23 protein-coding genes and 1 tRNA gene are annotated in these 25098 nt (G+C 61.9%); 17 read left to right on the top strand and 7 right to left on the bottom strand.

Features of this window, described 5'->3' with window-relative positions:
* The first annotated feature begins 30 nt into the window (after positions 1-30).
* From X726_RS166285 to X726_RS166305, 5 genes are all read left to right on the top strand, one after another.
* Positions 31-1290, top strand: coding sequence for an N-acetylmuramoyl-L-alanine amidase (locus tag X726_RS166285; RefSeq protein WP_023667478.1), 1260 nt, complete (start codon positions 31-33; stop codon positions 1288-1290).
* Between the two features lie 213 nt (positions 1291-1503).
* Complete coding sequence (locus X726_RS166290; protein ID WP_023667477.1) at positions 1504-3960, top strand: penicillin-binding protein 1A; 2457 nt, start codon at positions 1504-1506, stop codon at positions 3958-3960.
* Positions 3961-4090: 130 nt separating this feature from the next.
* Positions 4091-5222 (top strand): peptide chain release factor 2 gene (prfB, locus tag X726_RS166295; protein WP_155922402.1). Its coding sequence is split into 2 segments (ribosomal slippage): positions 4091-4156 and positions 4158-5222, totalling 1131 coding nucleotides; the frame shifts between segments, so codons are not numbered across the junction.
* Positions 5223-5328: 106 nt separating this feature from the next.
* On the top strand, positions 5329-5748 hold the full coding sequence (locus X726_RS166300; RefSeq protein WP_023667475.1) for a GFA family protein: 420 nt from the start codon (positions 5329-5331) through the stop codon (positions 5746-5748).
* Positions 5749-6036: 288 nt separating this feature from the next.
* Positions 6037-6432, top strand: a complete 396-nt coding sequence (locus X726_RS166305; protein ID WP_023667474.1) for a hypothetical protein — start codon at positions 6037-6039, stop codon at positions 6430-6432.
* 54 nt (positions 6433-6486) lie between these two features.
* Here X726_RS166305 and X726_RS166310 read toward each other — a convergent pair whose 3' ends face one another.
* The gene (locus tag X726_RS166310; protein ID WP_023667473.1) at positions 6487-7356 is read right to left on the bottom strand and encodes an NmrA/HSCARG family protein; all 870 of its coding nucleotides are present in this window, start codon (positions 7354-7356) and stop codon (positions 6487-6489) included.
* Positions 7357-7459: 103 nt separating this feature from the next.
* Between X726_RS166310 and X726_RS166315 the strand changes: the two genes are divergently transcribed.
* The 4 genes from X726_RS166315 (at position 7460) to X726_RS166330 (ending at position 10511) form a co-directional block, all read left to right on the top strand.
* Positions 7460-8350, top strand: a complete 891-nt coding sequence (locus X726_RS166315; RefSeq protein WP_023667472.1) for a LysR family transcriptional regulator — start codon at positions 7460-7462, stop codon at positions 8348-8350.
* Between the two features lie 146 nt (positions 8351-8496).
* Entirely contained in the window at positions 8497-8865 is a 369-nt protein-coding gene (locus tag X726_RS166320) for a GFA family protein (RefSeq protein WP_023667471.1), read from the top strand.
* A gap of 150 nt (positions 8866-9015) precedes the next feature.
* Positions 9016-9666, top strand: coding sequence for an OmpA family lipoprotein (locus X726_RS166325; RefSeq protein ID WP_023667470.1), 651 nt, complete (start codon positions 9016-9018; stop codon positions 9664-9666).
* A gap of 236 nt (positions 9667-9902) precedes the next feature.
* A complete protein-coding gene (locus X726_RS166330) occupies positions 9903-10511 on the top strand; it encodes a hypothetical protein (protein ID WP_023667469.1) in 609 nt (202 codons plus the stop codon).
* A gap of 228 nt (positions 10512-10739) precedes the next feature.
* Here the strand turns inward: X726_RS166330 and X726_RS166335 are convergent, their stop codons facing one another.
* On the bottom strand, positions 10740-11009 hold the full coding sequence (locus tag X726_RS166335) for a DUF2798 domain-containing protein (protein ID WP_023667468.1): 270 nt from the start codon (positions 11007-11009) through the stop codon (positions 10740-10742).
* Between the two features lie 47 nt (positions 11010-11056).
* Positions 11057-11941: an NmrA/HSCARG family protein gene (locus X726_RS166340; RefSeq protein ID WP_023667467.1), complete on the bottom strand. Its 885-nt coding sequence runs from the start codon at positions 11939-11941 to the stop codon at positions 11057-11059.
* A gap of 119 nt (positions 11942-12060) precedes the next feature.
* On the opposite strand from X726_RS166340, the gene X726_RS166345 reads away from it, so the two are divergent.
* Positions 12061-12954, top strand: a complete 894-nt coding sequence (locus X726_RS166345; RefSeq protein WP_023667466.1) for a LysR family transcriptional regulator — start codon at positions 12061-12063, stop codon at positions 12952-12954.
* A gap of 163 nt (positions 12955-13117) precedes the next feature.
* On the opposite strand, the gene X726_RS166350 is transcribed toward X726_RS166345, so the two are convergent.
* From X726_RS166350 to X726_RS166360, 3 genes are all read right to left on the bottom strand, one after another.
* Positions 13118-14731, bottom strand: coding sequence for a DEAD/DEAH box helicase (locus X726_RS166350; RefSeq protein WP_031214496.1), 1614 nt, complete (start codon positions 14729-14731; stop codon positions 13118-13120).
* Positions 14732-14923: 192 nt separating this feature from the next.
* Positions 14924-15691, bottom strand: a complete 768-nt coding sequence (locus tag X726_RS166355) for an NAD kinase (RefSeq protein ID WP_023667464.1) — start codon at positions 15689-15691, stop codon at positions 14924-14926.
* 364 nt (positions 15692-16055) lie between these two features.
* Positions 16056-19112: a caspase family protein gene (locus X726_RS166360; protein WP_023667463.1), complete on the bottom strand. Its 3057-nt coding sequence runs from the start codon at positions 19110-19112 to the stop codon at positions 16056-16058.
* A gap of 285 nt (positions 19113-19397) precedes the next feature.
* Here X726_RS166360 and X726_RS166365 point away from each other — a divergent pair, with 285 nt between their 5' ends.
* The 4 genes from X726_RS166365 to X726_RS166380 all read left to right on the top strand — a co-directional run bounded on the left by X726_RS166365 (position 19398) and on the right by X726_RS166380 (position 23410).
* Positions 19398-20432 carry an extracellular solute-binding protein gene (locus X726_RS166365; protein WP_023667462.1) on the top strand — a complete coding sequence of 345 codons (1035 nt, stop codon included), beginning with the start codon at positions 19398-19400 and terminating at the stop codon, positions 20430-20432.
* A 97-nt stretch (positions 20433-20529) separates the two neighbouring features.
* Positions 20530-21957 carry an amidase gene (locus tag X726_RS166370; protein ID WP_023667461.1) on the top strand — a complete coding sequence of 476 codons (1428 nt, stop codon included), beginning with the start codon at positions 20530-20532 and terminating at the stop codon, positions 21955-21957.
* Between the two features lie 69 nt (positions 21958-22026).
* Entirely contained in the window at positions 22027-22716 is a 690-nt protein-coding gene (locus X726_RS166375; protein ID WP_023667460.1) for a TetR/AcrR family transcriptional regulator, read from the top strand.
* Positions 22717-22882: 166 nt separating this feature from the next.
* Positions 22883-23410: a DUF2569 family protein gene (locus X726_RS166380; RefSeq protein ID WP_245272014.1), complete on the top strand. Its 528-nt coding sequence runs from the start codon at positions 22883-22885 to the stop codon at positions 23408-23410.
* A 127-nt stretch (positions 23411-23537) separates the two neighbouring features.
* Here X726_RS166380 and X726_RS166385 read toward each other — a convergent pair.
* Positions 23538-23613 (bottom strand) — tRNA-Thr (locus X726_RS166385).
* 158 nt (positions 23614-23771) lie between these two features.
* Here X726_RS166385 and X726_RS166390 point away from each other — a divergent pair.
* From X726_RS166390 to X726_RS166400, 3 genes are all read left to right on the top strand, one after another.
* Positions 23772-23954 carry a hypothetical protein gene (locus X726_RS166390; protein ID WP_023667458.1) on the top strand — a complete coding sequence of 61 codons (183 nt, stop codon included), beginning with the start codon at positions 23772-23774 and terminating at the stop codon, positions 23952-23954.
* Between the two features lie 120 nt (positions 23955-24074).
* Complete coding sequence (locus X726_RS166395) at positions 24075-24287, top strand: hypothetical protein (RefSeq protein ID WP_023667457.1); 213 nt, start codon at positions 24075-24077, stop codon at positions 24285-24287.
* A gap of 202 nt (positions 24288-24489) precedes the next feature.
* A complete protein-coding gene (locus X726_RS166400) occupies positions 24490-24798 on the top strand; it encodes a BA14K family protein (protein WP_023667455.1) in 309 nt (102 codons plus the stop codon).
* Positions 24799-25098: the final 300 nt, after the last annotated feature.

The following is a 25098-nucleotide window of genomic DNA, read 5'->3' as shown; positions in this document are numbered from 1 at the left end:
AAGCGCCAAACCGGGAGCGACTGCAAAGAAATGGGACTGGCGGGCATCATAGACAAGGGCCATGGCCGTGCAGGCCGTTTCCTGCGCGCTGCCGGTGTGCTGTTGCTGCTGGCGCTTTGCCTTGCTTTTGCGCCGGTTTCACGCGCCGCCGATGCGCCACTCGGCGCCACCGCCTACAAGATGGCCGGCGACGCTACCAAGATGCGCATCGTCATCGATTTCGACCGCGAGCCCGACATCAAATGGTTCCTGCTGCGCGGCCCCAACCGGCTGGTCGTGGACCTGCCGCGCACCCGATTCGCCATTGGCGCGAAGGACGCCAAGGCCCGCGGCCTGGTCAAAGCGGTGCGTTATGGCGATCAGGGCGAGGGATCGCGGCTGATCCTGACCGGCAAGGGGCCGTTCTCGGTCGACAAGCTCGAGGTGCTCAAGAACGAGGACGGCGCAGGCTATCGCATCGCCATCGACATGTCGGCAGCCTCCGACCGCGAGTTCGACGAAGCCCTTGCCAACCAGGCGCTGACCACTGGCTCGACCGTCTCCACCGACAAGGGCTCCAGGGTCGGCACAGGGCCGATCTCCAATCCCGGGCATCGCTTCACCATCGTCATCGATCCCGGCCATGGCGGCATCGACGGTGGCGCCGAAGGCCTCAACGGCACCATCGAGAAGAACGTGACGCTAGCCTTCGCCACCGAATTGCGCGACAAGCTCGCCGCCGTCGCCAACTACGACGTGTTCATGACGCGCGATACCGACGAGTTCCTGCGGCTCGATGACCGCGTGCGCATCGCCCGGCAGCACGAGGCCGACCTTTTGATCTCGATCCATGCCGACACGATCAGCGTCAAGGGTATCAGAGGCGCCACCGTCTATACCGTCTCCGACAAGGCATCCGACCCGGAAGCGCAGGCGCTTGCCGACCGCGAAAACCTCTCCGACCAGTTCGCCGGCATGGTGATCAAGGACGACAACAAGGAAGTCACCGACATACTGATCGACCTGATCCGCCGCGAGACGCATAATTTCTCGATGAGCTTTGCCCACACTCTGGTCGGCCAGTTGTCCACCAGCGTCGGCCTGATCAACAATCCGCAGCGTTCGGCCGGTTTCAAAGTGCTGAAAGCGCCCGATGTGCCGTCGGTGCTGGTGGAACTCGGCTATCTCTCCAACGCCAAGGATGAAGCGCAACTGCTCGACGCCGACTGGCGCGGCAAGGCGGCGGAGAGCATCACCAACGCCGTCGCCCTGTTTGCCTCCGCCAAGATGGGAACGGGAACCGGAGGCTGAGATGGTCGCCGCCGCCCACGACCGGAGGCAGCGTTGCACGACGACAACACCAGGCGCTTTTATTTCAGGTGGGGGATGCCTAAACCGGGCACTGCCGTATTTTGCCCACATGGTGGCGACATGGGTTTTCCATCACGGATCGGGACAGTTGCGAAGGCTTGCGCGAAAGGCGGCTTCGTCTAGGAAATTCCCGGACCTCGGACTGGAGCGGGCATGATTCGTCTTATCGGCTATTTCTTTGGTATCGGCACGACGCTGGCGCTTATCGTCGCCGCGGGCGTGGCGATATACATCAGCCATCTATCGAAAGACCTGCCCGACTACGAGGTTCTGGCCAAGTACGAGCCGCCAGTGACGACCCGCATCCATGCTTCCGACGGCTCGCTGATGGCCGAATATGCGCGCGAACGGCGGCTCTATCTACCGATCCAGGCGGTTCCGGACCGGGTCAAGGCGGCGTTCCTGTCGGCCGAGGACAAGAATTTCTACAACCATCCCGGCATCGACATCACCGGGCTTGGCCGCGCCATCTACGTCAACCTGCAGAATCTGGGTTCGGGCAGGCGCCAGGTCGGCGCCTCGACCATCACCCAGCAGGTGGCGAAGAACTTCCTCTTGTCCTCGGACCAGACCTACGAGCGCAAGATCAAGGAGATGATCCTGGCCTTCCGCATCGAGCAGGCTTATTCGAAGGACCGCATCCTTGAGCTCTATCTCAACGAAATCTTCTTCGGTTTCGGCGCCTATGGCGTTGCGGGCGCGGCACTGACCTATTTCGACAAGTCGGTCAACGAACTCACCGTCGCGGAAGCCGCTTATCTGGCGTCGCTGCCGAAGGGGCCCAACAACTACCATCCCTTCAAGCATGCCGACCGCGCCATCGAGCGCCGCAACTGGGTCATCGACCAGATGGTCGAGAACGGCTACGTGACGCGCGAGGAAGGCGACAAGGCCAAGGCCGAGCCGCTTGGCGTGACGCCGCGCCGCAATGGCTCCTATCTGTTTGCGGGTGAATATTTCACCGAGGAAGTGCGCCGCCAGATCATCTCGCGCTATGGCGAGAACGCGCTCTATGAGGGCGGCCTTTCGGTGCGCACGACGCTCGATCCGAAGATCCAGCTCATCGCCCGCAAGTCGATGCAGAACGGCTTGCTCAAATACGACACGCTGCGCGGCTATCGCGGACCGGTGACGCATATCGATGCTTCCGGCGACTGGGGCGTGGCGCTGGGCAACGTCAAGGGGCTGGAAGACGTGCCGGAATGGTCGCTTGCCGTCGTGCTCGACAGCTCGGCGACCGGCCTTTCCATCGGCCTGCAGCCGACGCGGCAGATATCAGGCGACATCGTCAAGGAACGCGTCGAAGGCGCCGTCAGCAAGGAAGACATGAGCTTTGCCATGCGCCATGTGGTCGATGGCAAGACGGTCAAGGCCAAGTCTCCGGCCGATGTACTGCAGCCCGGCGACGTCATCTTCGTGCAGAAGAACGAAGGGTCGGAAGGCGCCTACACGTTGCGCCAGGTGCCGGAAGTGGAGGGCGGCCTGATCGCCATGGATCCACATACCGGCCGCGTGCTGGCCATGGTCGGCGGCTTCTCCTATGCGCAGTCGGAGTTCAACCGCGCCACGCAGGCGATGCGCCAGCCGGGATCGTCCTTCAAGCCGATCGTCTATTCGGCCGCGCTCGACAATGGCTATACGCCGGCCTCGGTGATCATGGACGGACCGATCACCATCCAGAGCGGCACCACGACCTGGACGCCGAAGAACTATGACGGCACGGTGGCCGGTCCCGCGACCTTGCGTTCCGGCATCGAAAAGTCGCGGAATTTGATGACGGTGCGGCTCGCCAACGACATGGGCATGAAGCTGGTGGTGGAATATGCCGAGAGGTTCGGCGTCTACGACCATCTGGCGCCGTATCTGCCGATGGCGCTGGGTTCCGGCGAGACGACGGTGATGCGCATGGTGTCGGCCTATTCGATCATGGCCAATGGCGGCAAGTCGATCAAACCCTCGCTCATCGACCGCATCCAGGACCGCTACGGCAAGACCGTGTTCAAGCAGGACGAGCGCGGCTGCGAAGGTTGCAATGCGCCCGAATGGAACAACCAGCCCGAACCGGAACTGGTCGACAATTCCGAGCAGGTGCTCGATCCGATGACCGCCTACCAGATCACCTCGATGATGGAAGGCGTCGTCCAGCGCGGCACCGGCGCCACCATCGCCGAGCTTGGCCGCCACATCGCCGGCAAGACCGGAACGACCAATGACGAGAAAGACGCCTGGTTCATCGGCTATACGCCGAACCTCGTCGTCGGCCTCTACATGGGTTACGACACGCCACGCGGTCTCGGCCATGGCGCCACCGGCGGTGGTCTGGCGGCGCCTATCTTCAAGGACTTCATGCGCGTTGCGCTGGACGGCACGCCCAATGTCGACTTCAAGGTGCCGGAAGGCATGAACCTGGTCGCGATCAACCGCAAGACCGGCATGCGTGCCGCGTCGGGCGATCCCGGCACCATCATCGAAGCCTTCAAGCCCGGCACCGGCCCAGCCGACAGCTATTGGGTGATCGGCATGGGCGCCGACGGGTCCAACGGCGCCGGCGGACCGCTATCGCCGCAGGCTACGGAAGCCATCCAGGCACCCGGCGGCGGACTCTACTGACGACCTGATTTTTTACGTCGAGTGGGCTGGCTTGTTGAGCCGGCCCATTTCGCTTTACAGGCAGCAATGCCGTGCCTATGTATCGCGCCGACCCAAGCGCCACTTCAAAAACAGGACAGAACAACCAGCCATGCGCGCGGAAACGCAGAATATTGTCGACGAGATCAGGCAGGCGATCACCCTGCTGAGGAGGCATCTTTGACTGGGATCAGGCTATAAAGCGGCTTGAATACCTGAACGTGCGCGCCGAGGATTCCAGCCTCTGGAATGATCCGCTGGAAGCGCAAAAGCTGATGCGCGAGCGCCAGGGCCTCGAAGACGGGATCGCCGGCGTCAAAAGCCTGACTCAGGCGCTGGAAGACAATATCGGCCTGATCGAACTGGGTGAGGAAGAGGGCGACCAGAGCGTGATCGCCGAGGCGGAAGCAGCCCTCCGCTCGATGCAGGGCGAGGCCAAGGCCCGCCAGGTCGAGACGCTGCTGTCGGGCGAGGCCGACGCCAACGACACCTATCTCGAAGTCCATGCCGGCGCCGGCGGCACCGAGAGCCAGGACTGGGCCTCGATGCTTCTGCGCATGTACACGCGCTGGGCCGAGCGTCGCCGTTTCAAGGTCGAAGTGCTGGAAGTCCATGACGGCGAAGAGGCCGGCATCAAGTCCGCCACGCTCCTGATCAAGGGCCACAATGCCTATGGCTGGCTGAAGACCGAGTCGGGCGTTCATCGCCTGGTCCGCATTTCACCCTATGACAGCAATGCGCGCCGCCACACGTCCTTCTCCAGCGTCTGGGTCTACCCGGTCGTCGATGACAGGATCGAGATCGACGTCTCGGAATCCGATGTACGCATCGACACCTACCGCTCATCCGGTTCGGGCGGCCAGCACGTCAACACCACGGACTCGGCGGTTCGCATCACCCATATCGCCACCGGCATCGCGGTTGCCTGCCAGGCCGAACGCTCGCAGCACAAGAACAAGGCGAAGGCCTGGGAAATGCTGCGCTCGCGCCTTTACGAGGAAGAGCTGAAGAAGCGCGAAGCGGTGGCCAATGCCACAGAAGCGTCGAAGAGCGACATCGGCTGGGGTCACCAGATTCGTTCCTATGTGCTGCAGCCCTACCAGTTGGTGAAGGACCTGCGCACCGGCGTCGAGAGCACCAGCCCGTCGAGCGTGCTCGACGGCGACCTCGACGACTTCATGGAAGCCTCGTTGTCGCAGCGCATCGAGGGCGGTGCCGGTGAAGCCGTGGCCGACCTCGACTAGGATATGTTCATATTCAGCTGAGGCCGGCCTGCGAATGGATGATACCTGCGCTTCCGCCACTTTCTTGAATAAGAACATCCCTTGGCGGGGGAGCGAAGGAGGAACCATGACTCGCAGGCTCACCGGCAAATGCTTTTGCGGCACGGTTCAGTATGAAGTGGCGGACGAGTTCGTCTATGCCGCGATCTGCCATTGTTCGAACTGCCGGCGCACCACAGGTTCCGCCTTCAAGCCCTTCGCCGGCATCGAGCGCGAGAAACTTGCCCTTGCCGAAGGGCATCACGGGCTCATCCATTTCGGCGATGACAGCGGCCACGATGCGCATTGCAGCCGCTGCGGCTCGTTGCTGTATTCGCTGGTCCGCGACGGCGCCTATGTCCATGTCGCCATGGGCACGCTGGTCGACGATCCGACGATCCGGCCGACCGCGCACATCTTCGTCGGCTCCAAAGCGCCATGGTTCACCATCGCCGACGACTTGCCGCAATATGAAGGGCATGTGGTCGCCGGTCCAGGCGAAGTATAGGCTGGAACCACATTCGGCCAATCCCGTTGTTTCGATGCCCGTCTGCCGGGAGTTGAGCCTGGCCTTGGATCTCGTCAGCGGTTGCAGATAGCGGCGTAGATGTGGCGGCCTCGCGCAGCAACTTCTTGCGCCAGCCTAGGAATCAGCCCAGCATCCGAGGGCTGGAAGAGAAAAAGCATTTATGGCCGGACGCGGCATATCTGCGACCTGACGATCCGGCCACTGGGAAGACACGTTCCGGGAACGGGCAAGCGAAACGCTTGATGCTCGTTTGAAAGGAACGCTTCCATGTCTGCTGCCACTCTCCGATCGGCCAGAGCCGTTCAACCGGCTGGCCGACTCCTATTTTCCTTGTTCGTGACCCCGATCTTTGCAATCGCGATGCTTGCTGCGGTGCTGACCGCACCCGCCTTCGCCCATGACGCCAAGCCTACGGCGGCGAAGCCGCAAGGCTGGAGTTATCCCTTCGCCTGCTGCGCAAACTACGACTGCCGTACCACCCATACCGGCGAGGTGCTGGAAAAGCCGGAGGGCTATGTCATCGCCGGAACGGGGGAGGTCGTGCCGATGAGCGACAAGCGGGTCAAGGACTCACCCGACGGCGATTTCCACTGGTGCGCGCACCAGGCCGGCCTCGACGCAGGCAAGACGATCTGCCTGTTCGTGCCACCGCGTTCCTACTGAGTTCTGTTGGCAGTTCTCATCGGAAGGCCGGCCTTGGTGCTGAAGGCGCTTGCGTCAGACGGAAGCAGCGAGTGCTGAGGCGAAGTCGCGATACGGCCGCAGTGGGCGACCCAGAAGTGCCGTCAGGCGCTCGACGTCGCCGGTCTCGGGCAGCATCCCGTCGGTAAAGAAACGCTCGCCCATCAGGCGCATGTCGTAGGCCATCCAGGCGGGCAGGAACTGCTTGAGATTTTGCTCAAAACCCTCCGTATTGTCGCCGCTGTAGCTGATCGGGCGGGCGAGTACGTCTGACCAGATTGCGGCAATGTCCGTCCCGGTCAGTGTCTGCGGACCGACGAGGTTGATCCTCTCGAACGCAAGCGGCTCCTTGGACCGTTCGCGACGCAGCAGCTCAAGAGCGGCGATCTCGGCGATATCGCGGGCATCGATCATGGCGAGACCCTTGGGGCCGATCGGCATTGGGTAGGTGCCGTAGCCGGTGATGACGTCTTCGACCGTCAGATCGTTCTGGATGAAGTAGGCCGGGCGCAAGATCGTAGCTTTGAAGTCCATCTGTTCGATCATTCGCTCCACGCCGAACTTGCCCGCGAAATGCGGCACGTTCACATAGACGTCAGCGTGGATCACCGAGAGATAGACGATCCGCTCGATGCCGGCCGATCGGGCGACATTCAAGGCGATCAAAGCCTGGGTGAATTCGTCCGGCACCACGGCGTTCAAGAGGAACAGCGTGGAAACGCCAGACATGGCTTTGCGCAGCGAATCGACATCGAGAAAGTCGCCTTGCACGACGGATACGCCTGCCGGAAAACTGGTTTTCGACGGATCGCGCACGAGAGCACGCACATCGGCGCCGCGCTTGGCGAGCTGTTCGACGACTTGGCGGCCGATATTGCCGGTGGCGCCGGTAACGAGAATGGTCATGGAATTTCTCCTGTTGGGTTGCTTGACAGCCCCAATATGTGTGGCTCACAAAGAGCCCAGTAGACGGCAATTTTAGACACGTCGTCTCACTGGTGGGACAGTCATGGATCTTTTAGCCCTTGCCGATTTTAACCTCGTGGCTCGCCATGGCGGCTTCGGCAAAGCGGCAAGGTCCACCGGCCGGCCCAAGGCAACATTGTCCCGGCGCGTTGGCGAATTGGAAAGCAGTCTCGATCTGCGTCTGTTCGAACGGGGTGCGCGTAACCTGAAGCTGACCGAAGAAGGACGGGCGCTCTTCGAGCGGACGGGGGCGTTGCTTGCCGAGCTGGACGAGACGGCATCGGCGATTGCCTCGGGCGGCCAGAGATCCAAGGGCAGATTGCGGATCAGCGCGCCTTTGCATTTTTCGCAGACTGCAATGGGGAGGATCGCCGCGGGATTTGCCCTGAGGTATCCTGAGGTGAGGCTTGAAGTGACCACCGAAGACCGGCATGTCGACATGATCGAGGAAGGCTACGATCTGGTAATCCGGGTCAATCCGGATCCCGATGAAAGCCTGGTCGGACGGGCGTTTCTCCGCGACCGCCTGGTCGTTGTGGCGAGCCCGGACCTTCCTCGCCCGGCCGATGGGCTCGCCGCTCCTGGCGTTGCGCGCGGGACAGGCGAGCGGCAAACATGGCAGGTGAAGACACCAGGTGGCCGGGCAACACTTAGAATCGAGCCGGTCCTCGCCTTGTCGACGCTGATCATGGTCCGCGATGCGGTGCGAGCCGGCGTCGGCGCAGGACGGCTTCCCATTTCGTTGGTGGCCCACGACCTGGCTGGCGGCACACTGGTGAATTGGGGGGATATTGACGGCCCCGAAATTTCTCTATGGACGCTCTACCCGTCGCGGCGGCTGCTCAGCGCGCGCGTGTCGGCGTTCCTGGATTTTCTGAAACAGGCTTTCCCAAACGGGACGCCGGACGAACTGGCCGCCTATATCGGCAGGTGACGACGATTGGGAGGTGACGACGGGTCCGCTTCGGCCAGAGCGCCGCTCGGCTCGATCGATCGGAGCCTGCTGACAGACAGTTGTCAGGAGCCTTCCTTTATGGTGCCTTGCCGCATAGGTGGCGGCAACGGAGAGGAAAGCTTTTCATGACCATCAAGGCCAGCTGTCATTGCAAGGCGACGACGTTCGAGGTTTCGCAGGCGCCCGAGACGGTAACACAATGCACCTGCTCGTTCTGCTCCAAGCGCGGTTCGCTGTGGGCTTACTACGTTCCGTCGCAATTCAAGCTCACCAGCTCGCCGGAAAACGTTTCCTTCTATCAATGGGGATCGAAGACCGTCAAACACGGGTTTTGCGCCATTTGCGGCTGCGGCACCTTCACCGAAACGCCGGACTGGTCAACCGGCAAACCGGACTTCGACAATCCCAAGATATCAGTCAATTCGCGGCTGTTCGACGATTTCGACCTCGACAAGGTCGAGGTGGTCGTCATTGACGGCAAGAACCTCTGGTAGGCCAGCACCAGCCACCGAAGCGGAAGAGTGGCGCGAGCGGGGAAAAGCCGCTTTCGCCGCTCGGTTTTTCGCCGCATTTCATGTTACAAGACCGGAGAAGGGCTTATATGCGCGAGCCGCAAAGGCCGCGCTTTGGAGAGGGACGATTCTATGAAAAAGACTGTGCTCGTCGCCGTTGCGACGGCTGTGCTGGTGAGCGCCTGCACCACGACCGATCCGTACACCGGCGAACAGAAGGTTTCGAACACCGCAGCCGGCGCCGGCCTTGGCGCCCTGGCGGGTGCGGGCCTCGGCCTGCTTGCCGGCGGCAATGACCGCCGCAACGCGCTGATCGGTGCCGGTATCGGCGCGCTGGCCGGCGGCGCCATCGGCGCGACCATGGACCAGAACGAGGCTGAACTGCGCCGCCAGCTCGAAGGCACCGGCGTCAGCGTCACCCGCACCGGCGACCAGATCATCCTCAACATGCCGTCCGACATTACTTTCAACGTCGACCAGGATGCGGTGAAGCCCGGCTTCTACCAGGTGCTGAACTCGGTTGCGCTGGTGCTGAAGAAGTTCAAGCAGACCACGGTCGACGTGTTCGGCCATACCGATTCGACCGGTGGCGACGAACACAATTTCGATCTGTCGCAGCGCCGCGCATTGGCGGTCGCCAACTATCTCTCAGGCCAAGGTGTCGATTCGCGCCGCTTCGCCGTCACCGGATTCGGCAAGACCCGTCCGATCGCGTCCAACGGAACGGCGGCCGGCCGTGCGCAGAACCGGCGCGTCGAGATCCAGCTTTCGCCGCTGACCTGAATTGTTCGGCATCGAAATGCGAAGGCGGCCCCCGCAAGGGGCCGCTTTCTTTTTGGGCTCCTGTGGTCCGTCAAAAGGTCTAACGCATTAGAGATTTCTAATAATTCCTTTCCGGAGGCCTTGGAAGGGATTAGCATTGGTGCGGTTCCAGAGGGGATGGGGCGATACAAACGGCCGCGCAGTCACTTAGTCGGCCCCGGTCCTGCACGGCCAGATAGGAAATCTGGGAGGAATGCATGACAAGAACAGCTCGTCTTGGGCGTTGCGGCGTCCTCATTTTGACAGGTCTGGTCTCTGCTTGGTGCGCAGCGGCCACGGCTCGAGCCGAGGACGCCAACAAAGCCGACATCGAAGCGTTGAAGAAATCGCTCGCCAAATATGAAGACTACACGGTCGCCGTCCGCGACCTTTATCTGTCGACTGTCGGGTGCGTCTATTACAGCGGGGACAGGATCGAGGGCGCAATGGACTATCCGAAGGGCGCTATGGGCATCCATTTCGTCAACGTCCCGAGTGTCGGTCAGAAACTCGATCCGATGCGCCCCAATGTGCTGATCTACGAGCCGACCAAGAAAGGCTTGAAATTGGTTGGCGTGGAATGGCTGATGCCCCTGACGCCAGACACCAAGGAACCTCCAAAACTATTTGGCCAGACCTTCATGGGACCGATGGAAGGGCACTATCCGCTCATTCCGAGGGAGTTCGTCCACTACGACCTTCATGCCTGGCTGTTCAGAGACAATCCGAACGGCATGTTCAGTCCGACCAACCCGAACGTGAAATGCAGCAAGGCAGAGTTTCCGATGCTGGAAAAACCGACCAAGATGATGCCCGGCCCGATGTGACGGACGGGCCAGGATAGAAGCTTGCCAAGGGTGCAAGCTGGCCGGCTGCATTTGAGAGCGCTCGGGATCAGGCTCGGACGACGATCGGCATGAGGGCCGGCGCGCATGAAGGCTGCCCGCATGATGTCGTCGCGGAAGCCGACAATGGCGCTGCGAGCCGTCAGTCGAAGGTAAAAGCGGCCCGCAAGGGCCGTTTTTTGTTTGGCATGTCGGACCCTGTAATAAGGCCTACGAGGTCGGCTGATCGACAATTGCCGCAACGATACGGCGCACGATCGGCAAGACCAGCAGCAGACTTGGAAAGCCCACTAGCCATGATGCTCCCCATGCATACGGCCAGGTCGCCACGAAACCGGTTGTCCAGCCCGCATTGATCAGCGTCGCTACCGCGGAAACAATGCACGACATCAGGATGGAAAGAACGAATGGCATCACCAGCGCATTGTAAGAGGCCGGTAGCTTTCTCGATTTCAAAACCTTGTGGGATGACGGTCGCATCTCCCATCTCCTTCTCGAAAAGTGAAAGTATGCGCGGCTGAGCGCAGTCAGGCGGCCTGCGCCATTTGCTGGGCCAGGTTCCGAATAAAGCCGCGCAACGAACGCGGTTCGCGGCCCAGGGCGGCGCGCAATGTCAGACTGTTTCCGCCAAGGCCATAGTGGGCATAGTGGGCGTATATTTTGGCCAGCACCTGCATTTGGCGGTCATTGTAGGGAAGGCGTGCCTCGGCCGCCCACTCGCCAAATGTCGGCTCACCAGAAGAGATGGGTCTGCCAAGTTCCTCACTCATCATCGCAACGATGTCTTCCCGGCGGTGCATACCGTCAGCGCACAGATCGAGGGTCGCGTAGGACAATCGCGCTTCGGTTAGGGCGATCGCCGCCACCTCAGCGACATCGCGGTAGTCGACGCGGGCCAGCTTCGCCGTCTTTGGAAACGGTTCCGAGAAAACACCATGTTCAACGACGGACGGCCAGGCCGCTGCGAGGTTCTGCATGAAATTGGCAGGGTGCAGAATCGTATATTCCATCGTTGTCGAGTAGAGAGCAGCCTCGACAGGCACCTTGCTGGCATGGTTCTTCAGTCGCGTATTGGTAGGCTGGATCACCGACGAGAAGACGAACTTTCGAACTCCTGCTCGCGTGGCGGCCTCAACCATGGCAACGCCCATGGCTGCTTCATCGGGAGCAAAAGCCGGCCCAATGTGAAAGACGCCGTCGACGCCCTCGACCGCCCTTTCGAGGCTCTGACGATTTCGCAAATCTCCTGTCGCTACCTCGGATGCCCCCAGCTTCCGGGCCTTTTCGGCATTCGCAGGGTCGCGAACGAGCGCTCGAACATTGGCATTGCGGCGGACAAGTTCAGGCACGACAAGTCCCGCAACTCGGCCTGTGGCACCAACAACCAGAACAGTTGGATTGGCTACTTGCATGACGATTCCCTTCCATCAAGCCTGTCCTCGCGGGACAACTTGCAGAGAGGTACGACGTCGCAATTGTTGTTACAATTACCCGTTTTTGCGATATATTATGTCGAAGATCGGGAGAATACATGAGCCGGATGGACGATTTCGAGGCTTTCATCGCGATCGTCGAGCATGGAAGTCTGACGACTGCCGCACATCGGCTGAACCGCTCGCTACAGTCAGTCAGCCGGTCCCTGGCAGCACTGGAGCAATCAGTCGGCGTCGAGCTGATCCACAGGACAACGCGTCGCTCGACACCGAGTGAAGTCGGAGCAGCCTTTTTCAACCGGATCAAACCCGCGGTCGACGAAATAAACGACGCAAGACTTCAGGCGATCAATCAACGATCGGAGCCGGCAGGCGTCCTGCGCATCGGGGCGCCGGTTCTGTTTGGCCCAAGCGTCCTGATGCCTGTCATCGCGGAATACATGCAGACATTTCCCCGGGTCGAGGTCGATCTTCAACTTTCCGATGGATTTGCCGATCTTGGCGCCGAAGGTCTCGACCTGGCAATACGCATCGGCGATTTGCCGGATTCCAACTTGAAAGCCAAACGCCTAGGGGCGTTGCGGCGCGTTGTGTTCGGCGCGCCTTCCTATTACGCGCGGTGCGGCCGGCCGGCCCATCCCTTCCAGCTGAGTGAGCACAGTTGCATCATCAGAACCGCTAACGAGCGTCCAGGTGAATGGACGTTTCAGATCGACGGGAAACCCCGGACCGTGAAGGTCGCAGGCGCTTTTCGCTCCAATCTGATGACCTCGGTCTATGCCGCCGCAATCCACGGACTGGGTTTGGGCTTCTCGCCTCTGTGGCAGATAAGACATTTGGTCGACGACGGTCTCGTCGAACTGGTTTTGACGGAATTCGAGCCGGCACCGGTGCCGATCCATGCCTTGTGGCAGGAAGGCCGGTCATCTTCGGCCAAGGTTCGGGCGTTTCTGGATTTATTGGCATCCCGCCTGGAACTCAAAAGCCTGTAGCATCGACGGGCTATTTAAGCCCTCCAGGCCGGAAGCGATCGGGTACATCGAGCCTGTTTTGCGGTTACCGCGCATGGCGCCGATCCTGGAGCGGGCTCCAGATCTCACATCCCCGTCGCGTCCAGGCAAGCCGCGCGTCCTCGGGACGCCGCGGCTCATGGGATCAGACCTTGGCGACGATCTTCATGAAGGCCGGCATGTCGTCGCCGAAGCCGACGGTGCCGTCATTGTCTTCACCGCGGTTGTTGCCGCGGGCAGGGCGGCTGTTGCTGGCGCGCTGCGGCCTTGTGTCGCCGCGTTCCGGGGCGCGGTTCTCGTTGTTGCGATCGGAGACCTTGCGGTCGCTGTTTTCGGAGCGAATCGCTTCCTTGCGCTGATGCCGTTCGCCGATGCCGGCGACCGCGGCCTCGGCTACCGCCGGCTGTTCCTCGCGTGCGGCATCTGCCGCCGGCGCGTCGTCGCTGCGCTTGGCATGGCGTTCGCGCGGCTTGCGCTCGCCACCGTCCTTGCGATCATGGACCTTGCGGTCCTCGTCCTTGCGGCCGGCGCGGCGCGGAGCGCCACGGCCACGGCGGGGCGCTTCGTCCTCGCCGCCTTCACTGGCGACCACGGTCGACAGGTCGCCGTCATGCCACTCTATCTTGTTGCCGATCAGCCGCTCGATGGCGTCGATGTATTTGGTGTCGGACTTGGTGGCGATGGTGAAGGATTTGCCCGAGCGGCCGGCGCGGCCGGTGCGGCCGATGCGGTGGACATAGTCTTCGGCGTGGATCGGCACGTCGTAGTTGAAGACGTGGCTGACGTCGGGAATGTCGAGGCCGCGCGCGGCGACGTCGGACGCCACGAGATAGCGCAATTTGCCATCGCGGAAATTGGCCAGCATCTGCATGCGGGCGCGCTGGTCCATGTCGCCATGCAGGGCGCCGGCGTCGAAGTCATACTTCAACAGCGAGCGGAACAGCTCCGCGACCTCGACCTTGCGGTTGCAGAAAATGATAGCGTTCTTCAGCTCGGCGTCTTCGGCCTTTATCAGATTGCGTAGCGTCTCGCGCTTGTCCCACGGCTTGGAGCCGGACTTGACCAGGCGCTGGATGATGTTGGTGGCAGCGGATGCCGCCTTGGACACCTCGACGCGCACCGGCGCATGCAGGAATTTCTCGGTGAGCTTGGTGATCTCCGGCGGCATGGTCGCTGAGAAGAACAGCGTCTGCCTGGTGAACGGGATCATCTCGCAGATGCGCTCGATGTCGGGGATGAAGCCCATGTCCAGCATGCGGTCGGCCTCGTCGATGACGAGGATCTCGACGCCGTTGAGCAACAGCTTGCCGCGCTCGCGGTGATCGAGCAGACGGCCGGGCGTGGCGATCAGCACGTCGGCGCCGCGCTCCAGCTTCTTGTCCTGCTCGTCGAAGGAGACGCCGCCGATCAGCAGCGCGATGTTGAGCTTGTGGTTCTTGCCGTATCTGATGAAATTCTCTTCGACCTGCGCGGCGAGCTCGCGCGTCGGCTCGAGGATCAGCGTGCGCGGCATGCGCGCGCGGGCCCGGCCTTTTTCGAGGCGGGTCAGCATCGGCAGCACGAAGGAGGCCGTCTTGCCGGTGCCGGTCTGTGCTATGCCCAGAATATCCTTGCCGAGCAAGGCATGCGGGATGGCGCCAGCCTGGATCGGCGTCGGCACGGTGTAGCCGGCATCGGTGACTGCGGAAAGGACCTTCGGCGACAGGCCGAGGTCTGAAAAGGTCAACGCTTCTGGAGCGGTCGTGGTGTCTGAGGACAAGAGTTGCTGTCTTTGGCTGGTTCGGGGAAGCGCAACGGCATCCGTCGCGGCAAGCACAGCGTGCCTGCAAGATTGGTATTGCGATTAGGCGCAAGCCCACGATTTGTCAACAGAAACGGGCGGGATTGGCACGATTGTGAAAACGTAAGCTTAATCGCGATGCTTAATTAGGTAGTCACTCTTTGCGCCGGCTCAATAGCGAAATTGCTCGGCGAGAATGCGTTCGTTCCACGAATGGTTGGGATCAAACAGCAGCGTCGCCGTCGCAGTCGGCGATTCCCGGACCGTCACGGAAGCCACCGCCTTGACCTCGGTATGGTCGGCGGCGGTGTTCACCGGGCGCTTTTCCGACTCCAGAATATCGAAACGTACGGTCGCCTTGTTGGACAACAGGGCACCCCGCCAACGGCGTGGCCGGAACGGGCTTACCGGGGTCAGCGCGAGCAGCGGCGCATCCAGCGGCAGGATCGGACCGTGCGCCGACAGATTGTAGGCAGTCGAGCCGGCCGGCGTCGCGATCATCACGCCGTCGCAGTTCAGTTCCTCGATTCGAACCTGCTCATCGACGGTGATGCGGATCTTTGCCGTCTGGTAGGACTGACGCCACAGCGCCACCTCGTTGATGGCGAGTGCCGAAACCGTCTCGCCCTCATGCGTCACCGCTAGCATCTCCAGCGGGCGGATCGTTTCGGCGACCGCGGCCGCGATGCGCTCGGTGAGGCCGCCGACGCGGTACTCGTTCATCAGGAAGCCGATGGTGCCACGGTTCATGCCGTAGACCTTCTTTCCCGTGCTCATCGTGTCGCGCAAGGTCTGCAGCAGGAAGCCGTCGCCACCCAGCGCCACCACCACCTGGGCGTCGTCGAAGGATGCCTGGCCATAGCGGGCCGACAGGCTCTCCATCGCCGCCTTGGCATCGGCAGTGTCGGAGGAGACGAAGGCGAGATTGGCTTTGCTCATGACATTCCGATGGCAGTCGGCCGATGGCGGTCGGCGGCGGTTGCGTGGGGTAGCATGGGCAAGCGCATCTGCAAAGGGAGGCATCGTCCGGCGCAGTTGCGGCCGCGGCGAAACGAAATCGGCGGCTCGCGCTTCATGTCGCCGGAACGGCGAATGTGATGGTTAAGTGCGAGCTTAAGCACTCGTAAAGCCTGATCGATCATGTTAGCCGACAGAGGATGGGTGGCTGGGGGGCTAGCCAGTCGAGACCTGTCTATTGCCGGTGACACGCCTGATTATCGTCTTCCTTGTGATGGGAAGTTTCGCCCTTCTCTTTGCGGAGCTTGTGCGGCAGTCCGAAGACATGAGCTCCAGGCCGATGGCCTCACGCTGCGGCGGCGCCGGCGTGCCATGCCCGCAAAACGCATTGTAGGCGAAGCCAATCCGCCAACGACGATCCGTCGCCTACTGCCCGACAATCCTCAGATTGGCGTTGCCGTAGAATGTGTAGGCGAGATAGGTCGGATCGCCGGTCCGGTAGAATTCTCTGCGGACATCCTGCAGGATCTCGGCCAGATAGACCGGCCCGTCCTTGATCCGCGTGCTGATGCCGCCATAGAAATCGGTCGAGAAGGCCGCTGCCGCGCGGTCGGTCAGTGGCCACATGCCGCCGATGAAGCCGGAAGCGCCGCCCGCCAGCACCGCCGGACCCCAGCCCTGCACGAAGCCGGCCGAGCATCTGGGAACGGCCTGTGTCGCAGGCGTTGAAGAAGTAGAACGGATTGCCCTTGCCATGCGCGGTGGCGACCAGCGCAGCCCATGTATCCGGGTCGAGCGACTGGTCGACGAGATCGATGGCAAAGACCGGCCGGCCACTGCTCGGCTGGTTGACCTCGCCATGACCGGAGAAATGAATGAAACCGGTCGAGACTTCACCGACCAGTTTCTCGAAAGAGGTGAAATCGCCATCGAAGCGGCGGTAGCCGTAAGGCTTGCTCAGCGCCGCGATCTCGTCCTGTTGGAAGCGCAGCGAGCGTTTGTCGACATAGGAGGGCGCGACAGCCGCGACGCCGGTGAAGGTCATGCGGTCGAGCGGGTTGTCGACCTGTGAGGCACTGCTGCGCGGAGCCCAGCGCGCCAGCCGGTAGCCCATGCCGAGAAAACCGTCGGCGATGGCGCCGTCGGCGCTGCGCGGGCGGATCAATTCCCAGGGCAGCGTCGGGCTGTTCGAGGTGATCTGGATCGAATGGAGTTCGCCTTTGCCGCGCAGCGACCAGAACACGTCCTTGAACGGTTTCGGCACATAGTCGCGGTAGAGCGCATCGCCAAAACCTTCGGCGGCGAGCGTGACAAAGCGCTTTTGCGCCCCCGTATCGCTGCTTGCGGCAGGCTGCTGCAGCGAAACGGCGCCGCGCAGGCTCAATCCGAGCTGCAGCAGGCGGCGGTATTCGGAGTCCAGCCATGCCGCCATCTCAGGTGGCGTCGAGAACGTATCGGTCACCGGACCGGCCAGATGCGGCGAATGGATGATGATCTGCCCCGAACCCAGCCCGCTCGGATCGTCATAGAGGATGGTCACGTCGAGATCGGGGACGTCATCGCCGGCTGCGCCGCCGAGCGTCACATTGCCAGTTACCGCCGGCTGCGGCGCCGCTGCGGCCAGCATCAGCATGGCAGGTGCTGCGGAGCGTTCGGCTGTGGCGCTCAGAGCGGCTGCCTCGACAGGCGCGGTGCGGCGAATGATAACCGACCGCGATGCCGATCCCAGGAACCTCCCGGCGCTGTAGATGCGCGCGATGAACTGGGCCGGCTTGCTGTCCTTGGCGATCGGCCGCGCCTTGACGTCGAAGCGGACGAAGTCGCTGTCGCCCTGGCGGTAGAGCGTCGTCCGTCGGCTCCATTTGCCGCCGTCAGCGAGATCGAAGCCGGAGGCGAACAGATCGATATCGATCGGCCATTGCTCGGTTCCCGCCGGCATCGCCATGGCCAGGGCGCCATCTTCCGTCACCGACGAGCCCGGCGCTGCCTTCACCTTCACTTCGGGCGTGAATTGCTCTTCGGTAAGGGCGATCGAAACGGTCACCGTCTCGCCGGCGACAATCTCATCCGGCGCATCGATGATTGGATGGCGCACCACCTCGACAGCGCCCGTCTCGGGTTGTGGAAGGGCGCCGCCGGAAGGAGGGCTTTGCGCCTGGTCGATGGGCGGCGGCGCTGGTTTCGGTGGCGCCTGCGCCTCCGGCGGACTTTCGGCGCCGGTCGCGGGTGGCGGGGCCGATGTCATGCCGTCCTCAGGGGGGATCCCTGCCTTATCGGGGGGCGGTTCGGCGCCGGTGGCTCCGCCATCCTGCGGATAGGTCCCGCCGAGATTGTTCTGGGCAGCGGCCGCAGCTGCGTCTTCAGGACGTTGCTTTTCCTCTTCGTATCGTTGCCGAGCCTGCTCTTCCTGCAATTGGCGCTGCTGTTCCTGGCGTTTGTATTCCTCGTAGAGCGCCGCCTCCTTGGCGCTGTCGCCCATCGCGGCATCGGGGCTGCCGGAGCCCGGTGCAACGTCCATGGGGTAGGGCTCCTGACCGCTGCCATCGGCGTAGTCGCTGCCATCAGGCTCCCAACCGCCACTCCCGGAGATGTAGCCGCCGCTCGCCATCGCCGGCGGTGCCGGTTCCGGCACAAGCGGCAGCGCCGGTGCCGCGCCGGCCACCTGGTCCGGCGTCAGCACAAAGGCAGCGTCTGCCGAGCGGCCATATGCCATCCATGGCCACTGGGCGCCTGACGTTTTGTCGATAGTGGTTTGCCTGACCGAGGCGAGGATGATGGCTATGTCCGCGCCGCGCTTGACCAGCGCAGCGGTGAGCGCATCGGCAAATACGGTGACGGGGCGGGCTTCGTCCAGTGCAACGGTTCCGGGTTTGGCCGACAGAGCGACGATGGCGTGGGTGAGGGGATCGACCGCCGCCAGACCCTGCATCACGCCGGAAGTAGGGTTGTGGCCATCGCCGGGATTGTCGAGCAGAACCACCTTCAATGTCGGGGTTGCCTCGAGCGCCTGCATGAACAGATCGAGGGGCAATGCCGTCTGGTCGACCGTTTCCTTTGAATCGATCCGGGTGCCGCGCGTCAGTAAATAGTTCCTGCCGTTGGCCTGCGCGGTGTGGCCGACATAGTAGAAGATGCCGACGGAGTCCGGATTGGCCAGGGATTGGGCGAAATCATGCATGGCGCGCGCGACATCGGCGCGGTCGCCATCCGACACCTGCCGGACGGTGAAGCCAAGCGATCGTAGTGTCGCTGCAACGAGTTCGGCACTGAGGTCGGCGTTGGCGATTGCCGGTGAGCCCTCAGAGGCCGGATTGGCGACAACCAGCGCTATCCGCTCTTCGCCGCGCGCAGCGGAGAAGAGCGCCATGGTCATCAGCAGCACGACCGCCAGAAAAAGGCGCATGACCGTGATCCAAGCCCTGCAGGCTGCGGCGCTCACGCCACGGCTTGCCCCAATTCATCAATGGCCCAACCTTGACCATATCATGTCGGCTTCGCCGGCGCACTGCCGGTGCCGATGATGCAGTTGTGTCGCTAAAAGATATTGACTGTATGTTTAGTAATTAATACCGTTGCCCGAGATACCGAGTTGGTCAGCCGGCATTCGCCGGTGAATGATCACCAGGACGAAGGGAACTTAGGGACTCGAGGCGCAATCCCGCCGGTCCCAACAATGGGAGACACAAGCATGCAGTTGAAATCGACCGCCACGGCGCTCGGCCTGTCGCTGCTGGCGATGACCGGCATAGCCCGCGCCGAGGGCGAACTCCAAATCTACAATTGGGGCAACTACACCAGCCCGGACCTGATCAAGAAGTTCGAGGAAAGCTACAAGGTCAAGGTTACCGTCACCGACTACGACTCCAACGATACGGCTCTGGCCAAGGTCCGCCAGGGCGCTTCCGGCTATGACATCGTCGTTCCATCGGCCAGCGTGATGCCGATCTGGATCAGCGAAGGCCTGCTCTTGGAAACCGATCCCAACACGATGGAGAACTTTAGAAACGTCGATCCGAGATGGGTCGACGTGCCGTTCGACCCCGGCCGCAAATATTCGGTGCCGTGGCAATGGGGCACGACCGGCATCTCGGTCAACAAATCGGTCTATGCGGGCGATCCGAACACCTCGGCGATTTTCCTCGATCCGCCGCCGGAACTCGTGGGCAAGATCAATGTCGTGCCCGAAATGGGAGACATCATGTTCCTCGCCATTGCCTATGAGGGCGGTAAGTACTGCACCGACGACAAGGTGCTTTTGAAGAAGGTGCATGACAAGCTCATCGAGGCGAAAGCGAAATGGCTGTCGCTCGACTATGCGGCCGTCGACGGTCTCGGCAGGGGCGACATTGCCGCCGGCGTCAACTGGAACGGCATATCGCTGCGCGAGCGGCTGGAGAACGACAAGATCGTCTACGGCTATCCCAAGGAGGGCTTTCCAATCTGGATGGACAATGTCGCGGTGCTCAAGGATGCCAAGAACGTCGAGAACGCCAAGCTCTTCCAGAATTTCATCATGGACCCCAGGAATGCAGCGATGATCTCGGCCTTCGCGCACTACGCCAATGGCATCAAGGGCTCCGAGCCCTTCCTGCCGGCCGATATGAAGGGCGCGCCCGAAGTGGATGTTCCGGCCGAATTTGCCGACAAGGGCCAATTCATGTCGGCCTGTCCCGCCGACGTCCAGGCGCTCTACACCAGGATCTGGACCGATCTGCAGAAATAGCAGCGCCGCCGGCCGAAGCTGACCAACATCGGGCCGCGCATCGCGGCTCGGCCATCCCCAATGCCAGATGCCGTAAAGCCGCCGCGGGAGATTTTTTATGTCCGATCTCGACCTTTGCTACATGCCGGCCAGCGAGGCGTTGCGGCTGTTCAAGGCGAAGAAGCTGTCGCCTCTGGAACTGATGCAGGCCACCATCCGCCGCGCCGAGGCAACCAAGGCGACGATCAACTGCCTCACCTTCACGCATTTCGACGAGGCGATGGATCTCGCCGGAAAAGCCGAGGCGAAATACGCCAGAGGCGCCAGGACCGGCGCGCTCGAGGGCCTGCCGATCGGCATCAAGGATGAGAGCTACATCAAGGGCAAGCCGACCTCGCATGGCTCGCTGCTGTCGAAGGATGCCATTGGCGGCCATACCTCGACGATGAACGAGCGTGTCATGAAGGCGGGTGGTATCGTGCACGCCCGCACCGCGACGCCCGAATTCAGCTGCGCCGGCTATACCTGGTCGAAGCGCTGGGGCGTCACGCGCAACCCCTGGAATCCGGATTTTACGCCGGGCGGCTCGTCGGGTGGTTCGGCGGCAACGCTGGCGTCGGGCACATCGTCGATCGCCACCGGCTCGGACATTGCAGGCTCAATCCGTATCCCTGCCTCGGCCTGCGGCCTCGTCGGCTTCAAGCCGCCTTACGGCCGCAATCCCGATGAGCCGCCGTTCAATCTCGATTTCTACTGCCACACCGGGCCGCTGGCCCGAAACGTCGGGGATGCGATCCTGCTGCAGAATGTCATGGCCGGACCGAGCCCGCTCGACATCGCCACGCTGCGCCCGAAACTGCGCCTGCCGCTCGACTACAAGCCGATCAAAGGCTGGAAGATCGCTTTCTCCATGGATCTCGGGTCCTTCGAGGTCGATGCGGACGTGCGCAAAAACACGCTCTCCGCCTGCGATGTGTTCCGCTCGCTCGGCGCCACTGTCGAGGAGGTGGACCTCGGCTGGGGCGACGAGGTGCTCAAGGCCGGCATGGCCTATCTCGAACATCTCTTCGGCGCCTCGCTGTCGCCGCTGCTCGCCAAGCACGGCAAGGACATGACCAGCTATGCCAGGCAGTTTGCGCAGGACGGCCAGAAGTCGAAGGCCACGGACTTTGTCGCAACTTTGGACGTGGCGGCCAGGATGTACCAGACGCTGGGGCCGTTGCTGGAAAAATACGATGTGCTGATCTGCCCGACCAATGCGCTTCCCGCAGTGCCGGCGGAATTCGATCAGACCAAAGGCAAGGTCGAGATCAATGGACGAGAGGTGAACCCGTCGCTGGGCTGGGTGATGACGACGCCGTTCAACATGCTGAGCCGATGCCCGGTTCTGTCCGTGCCGTCGGGCCGCGCCGCCAATGGCGTGCCCACCGGCATCCAGATTGTCGGCCGCACCTATAGCGACGCCGACGTGTTCCGGGCGGGTATGGCCTATGAGACGGCTCGGGGTCAGTGGTACACGAACGCCGGGACACGCCCAGCGCTGTGAGTCCACAGGGCTCCGGCATGCCAAAGCAGCGGCGGGACGTTTCGGCCGCCGGGGAAAGGCCTGACGACAATGGCGCAACGCAAAGCCACCGCGGATGCGGGAAGAAGCAAGACGGCCAAGGGTGCGGCAAACGACGCTGCGCCCAAGGACCGCCGGCGCGAGCGCGGCGAAGCGAGCGTCCAGCGCATCATCGACGCCACCATCGAGCTCATCGCGGAGGAGGGGCTGGCCAGCGTCACCATGCAGCGCATTGCCGGGCATGTCGGCTCGTCCAACGCACTGGTGGTCTTTCATTTTCGCAGCAAGGAGAACCTGTTCCGGGCCGTCCTGCAATATCTCAGCGACCAATATGACGCGCTGTGGCTGACGCTGGTGCGGGCGCCCGGCCTGTCGCCGGTCGAGCGGGTGTTGGGCGCGGTCGATTGCGCGCAGCGCTTTGCCCGGCAGCATCCGAAATGGGTCTCGGTCTTCGTCGTGTTTTCCAGCGACCGCAAGAGCATGCAGATCTACAATGAAATCGGCCTGCCGAGCGATCTCGCCTACACGGCCGAAGCGCGCGAGCTGCTGATCGAGATTTCACGCAGCGGCGGTTACACCGGCGTCGACATAGACACGCTGTCGGAGAGCCTGAACTATCTGGTGCATGGCGCCTGGTATTGGGACCATCTCAACCCGTCCAGCCGCGACACCGACGTGCTGCGCAAGACCATGCTGCTCCTGCTGCACCAGGCCTTTCCGCGGCATTTTGACTTGGGGTGAGATGCGCCCATTGCGAGCGACGAAAGCGTCCTCTGCAAACCTAAACCCGAAAATCTCTACGATGCCTTGATCTCTGTAAAAATGCTTGCACAATCCAGAGGTGCGAGCTAAACAACCCAGGGATGCATTCGAGGGTGGGTAAATGTGGCATTGGGCGATACTTCTGTTGCTGATTGGCGTGCCGGTTTTCTTCGCCTTCCGGTCGTCGCGCAAATCCTCACAGAGCCCAGATGACCTCGTGGGGTTCGGCGGCTGGCTGATCCTGCTGGCGATCAGCCTGTCCCTTTCGCCGTTGCGCACACTTGTCGATATGGCCAGTCTGGTCAAAACCTACCAACAGCTTGTTACAGTGCCCAACGGGGCCTTGGCCATCTATGGCGAGGCAGCCCTCAATCTGGCATTTCTGGTGCTTCAGCTGGTCGTGCTTGTTTCGATGCTGCGGCGAAGCCACCGCTTTCCGCAGCTGTTCATATGTCTGTGGTTCGCGATCCCTCTCTTATTCGTACTGGACACAGTTTGGATATCGACTGTGCTTGGTGTCCCGGTAAACCGTTTGCTTGCCGGAGGAGCTCTGGTTACACCTTTGGCATCCTTCATAGTCACAGGGATCTGGGCCGCTTATGTATACAGATCGGTCAGGGTGAGAAACACGTTCGGCGATACGGCGGCCATACAGGCTGCGACATTTTCCTAGAAGGTCCGACGGCTGCGAGTTGGCCTGATGTCGTGCTGCCAGCTCCGCCGAATAGAACCGTCGGCAGTCCTCCTTCGTCTAACGAGCTTTGGGTGGCCTGCCACCCGAAGCTCGAAGAGCGAAGGGGTGGTGCCCCCGGACGGAATCGAACCGCCGACCTTCGGTTTACAAAACCGCTGCTCTACCAGCTGAGCTACAAGGGCACGGCGCTCCGGTTAGCATATTTCGTGCGCCAGTAAAGACAAAACTCCGTTTTCGATCGCTAATGGACCCCGCCGAGGTGGGCGGGCCGCCATGCTGAAAACCGCCAATGCGATCCCTACATATCTCTCAGGTGCAAACGCATCGAACGGGGTGTCGCATGATCAGACTTGTCATCATCCTGCCGCTTGTCGTCATTGCCTGGCTGCTTGCGGTAAAGCTCATCAGGGACGTGAAGAGCGCCAATGTCGACTGGACCGGCATCGCCGCCATCGTCGGTTTTATCGCGATGGCGTTTTGGCTGCGGCATGTGACTGGGATGGGGATGAATGGTGAATGGTGAATGGGCGAACGCCTTTCGGACCATTGACTACTCACTACTCGCTCAAAACCTCGAACATTTCACCACGTCACCGCAACTGATCTCCAGAGGCGAATGGTCGCCTCGATCAAGGAGATCATCATGTTGAAGCGCAGTCTTACTTCGGGCCTGGTCGCCATCTTCGTCGCCACCGGCGCGCTCGCCGGTACCGTGCAGTCGTCCTCCGCTCACAGCCATCATCACCACCATCATCACAAGCACCACGACAAGCCCTGGTGGTGGTGGAACCATCAACACAAGCACCATCACCACAAGCATCATCATCACCACGGCAAGGTGATCATCTTCCTTTGAGCGAGACGACCTGCCTCGCGGAAGGGCGGCTTCGGCCGCCCTTTTTTGCGTTGAGCGCTCGATCGATCAGATCTTGGTTTCCATCGGCTGATTTCCGGCCTTCAAGAAAAACCCAAATTCTTTCGAACCTTTTTCCGCGCCGAAACGACAGATGATCAAGAGGCGGATGGATCGCCTCTCGCAACGAAACAAGGAGATCGTCATGTTCACGCGCAAAATCGCTTCTGCCCTCATCGCCAGCACCGTCGCCGCCACCTCGCTGGTCGGCACCGTCCAGCCGTCGGCCGCCCACAGCCATCACCACAACCGCGAAATCGGCATCGGCATCGCCGCCGGCGTCGGCGGGTTCGTGCTCGGCAGCCTGCTCAACCAGCAGCCCCGCACCGTCTATGTCGACGACGAGGGTGGCTCCTGGCACGTCCGCCGCTGCGCCAACCGCTACGCCAGTTACGATCCGTACTCCGACACCTATGTCGGCTATGACGGCTACCGCCACTATTGCCGCCTTTAGGAGGAGGCACCCCCACACGGAAAGGAGGGGCTGTACGCAGCCCCTCCTTCCTGATTCGAGCGCGCCGCGGTGCGGGCTACGGTTCGGAGATCGGCAATCCCGCTGCACGGCAGATGCGGGCAACACTCGCATTCTGCGATTGATCGCCCATGGCGATGAGTTCGAAGCTGCTTCCTTCATCCGGATAGATCTTAGCGGCGAACGGTTGGTCTGTTGTATGACCACCGGACGACGTCTTTGCAGCGACATGGCCGCAGACCAGGATTTCGCGGCGCCGTCGAGCGTTCGCTCGCCGGCACG

The organism is Mesorhizobium sp. LSJC285A00 (assembly GCF_000503155.1).
GTDB lineage: Bacteria > Pseudomonadota > Alphaproteobacteria > Rhizobiales > Rhizobiaceae > Mesorhizobium.
Note: the sequence above shows the minus strand (reverse complement) of the source record. Positions and strands in the feature narration are given on the sequence as shown.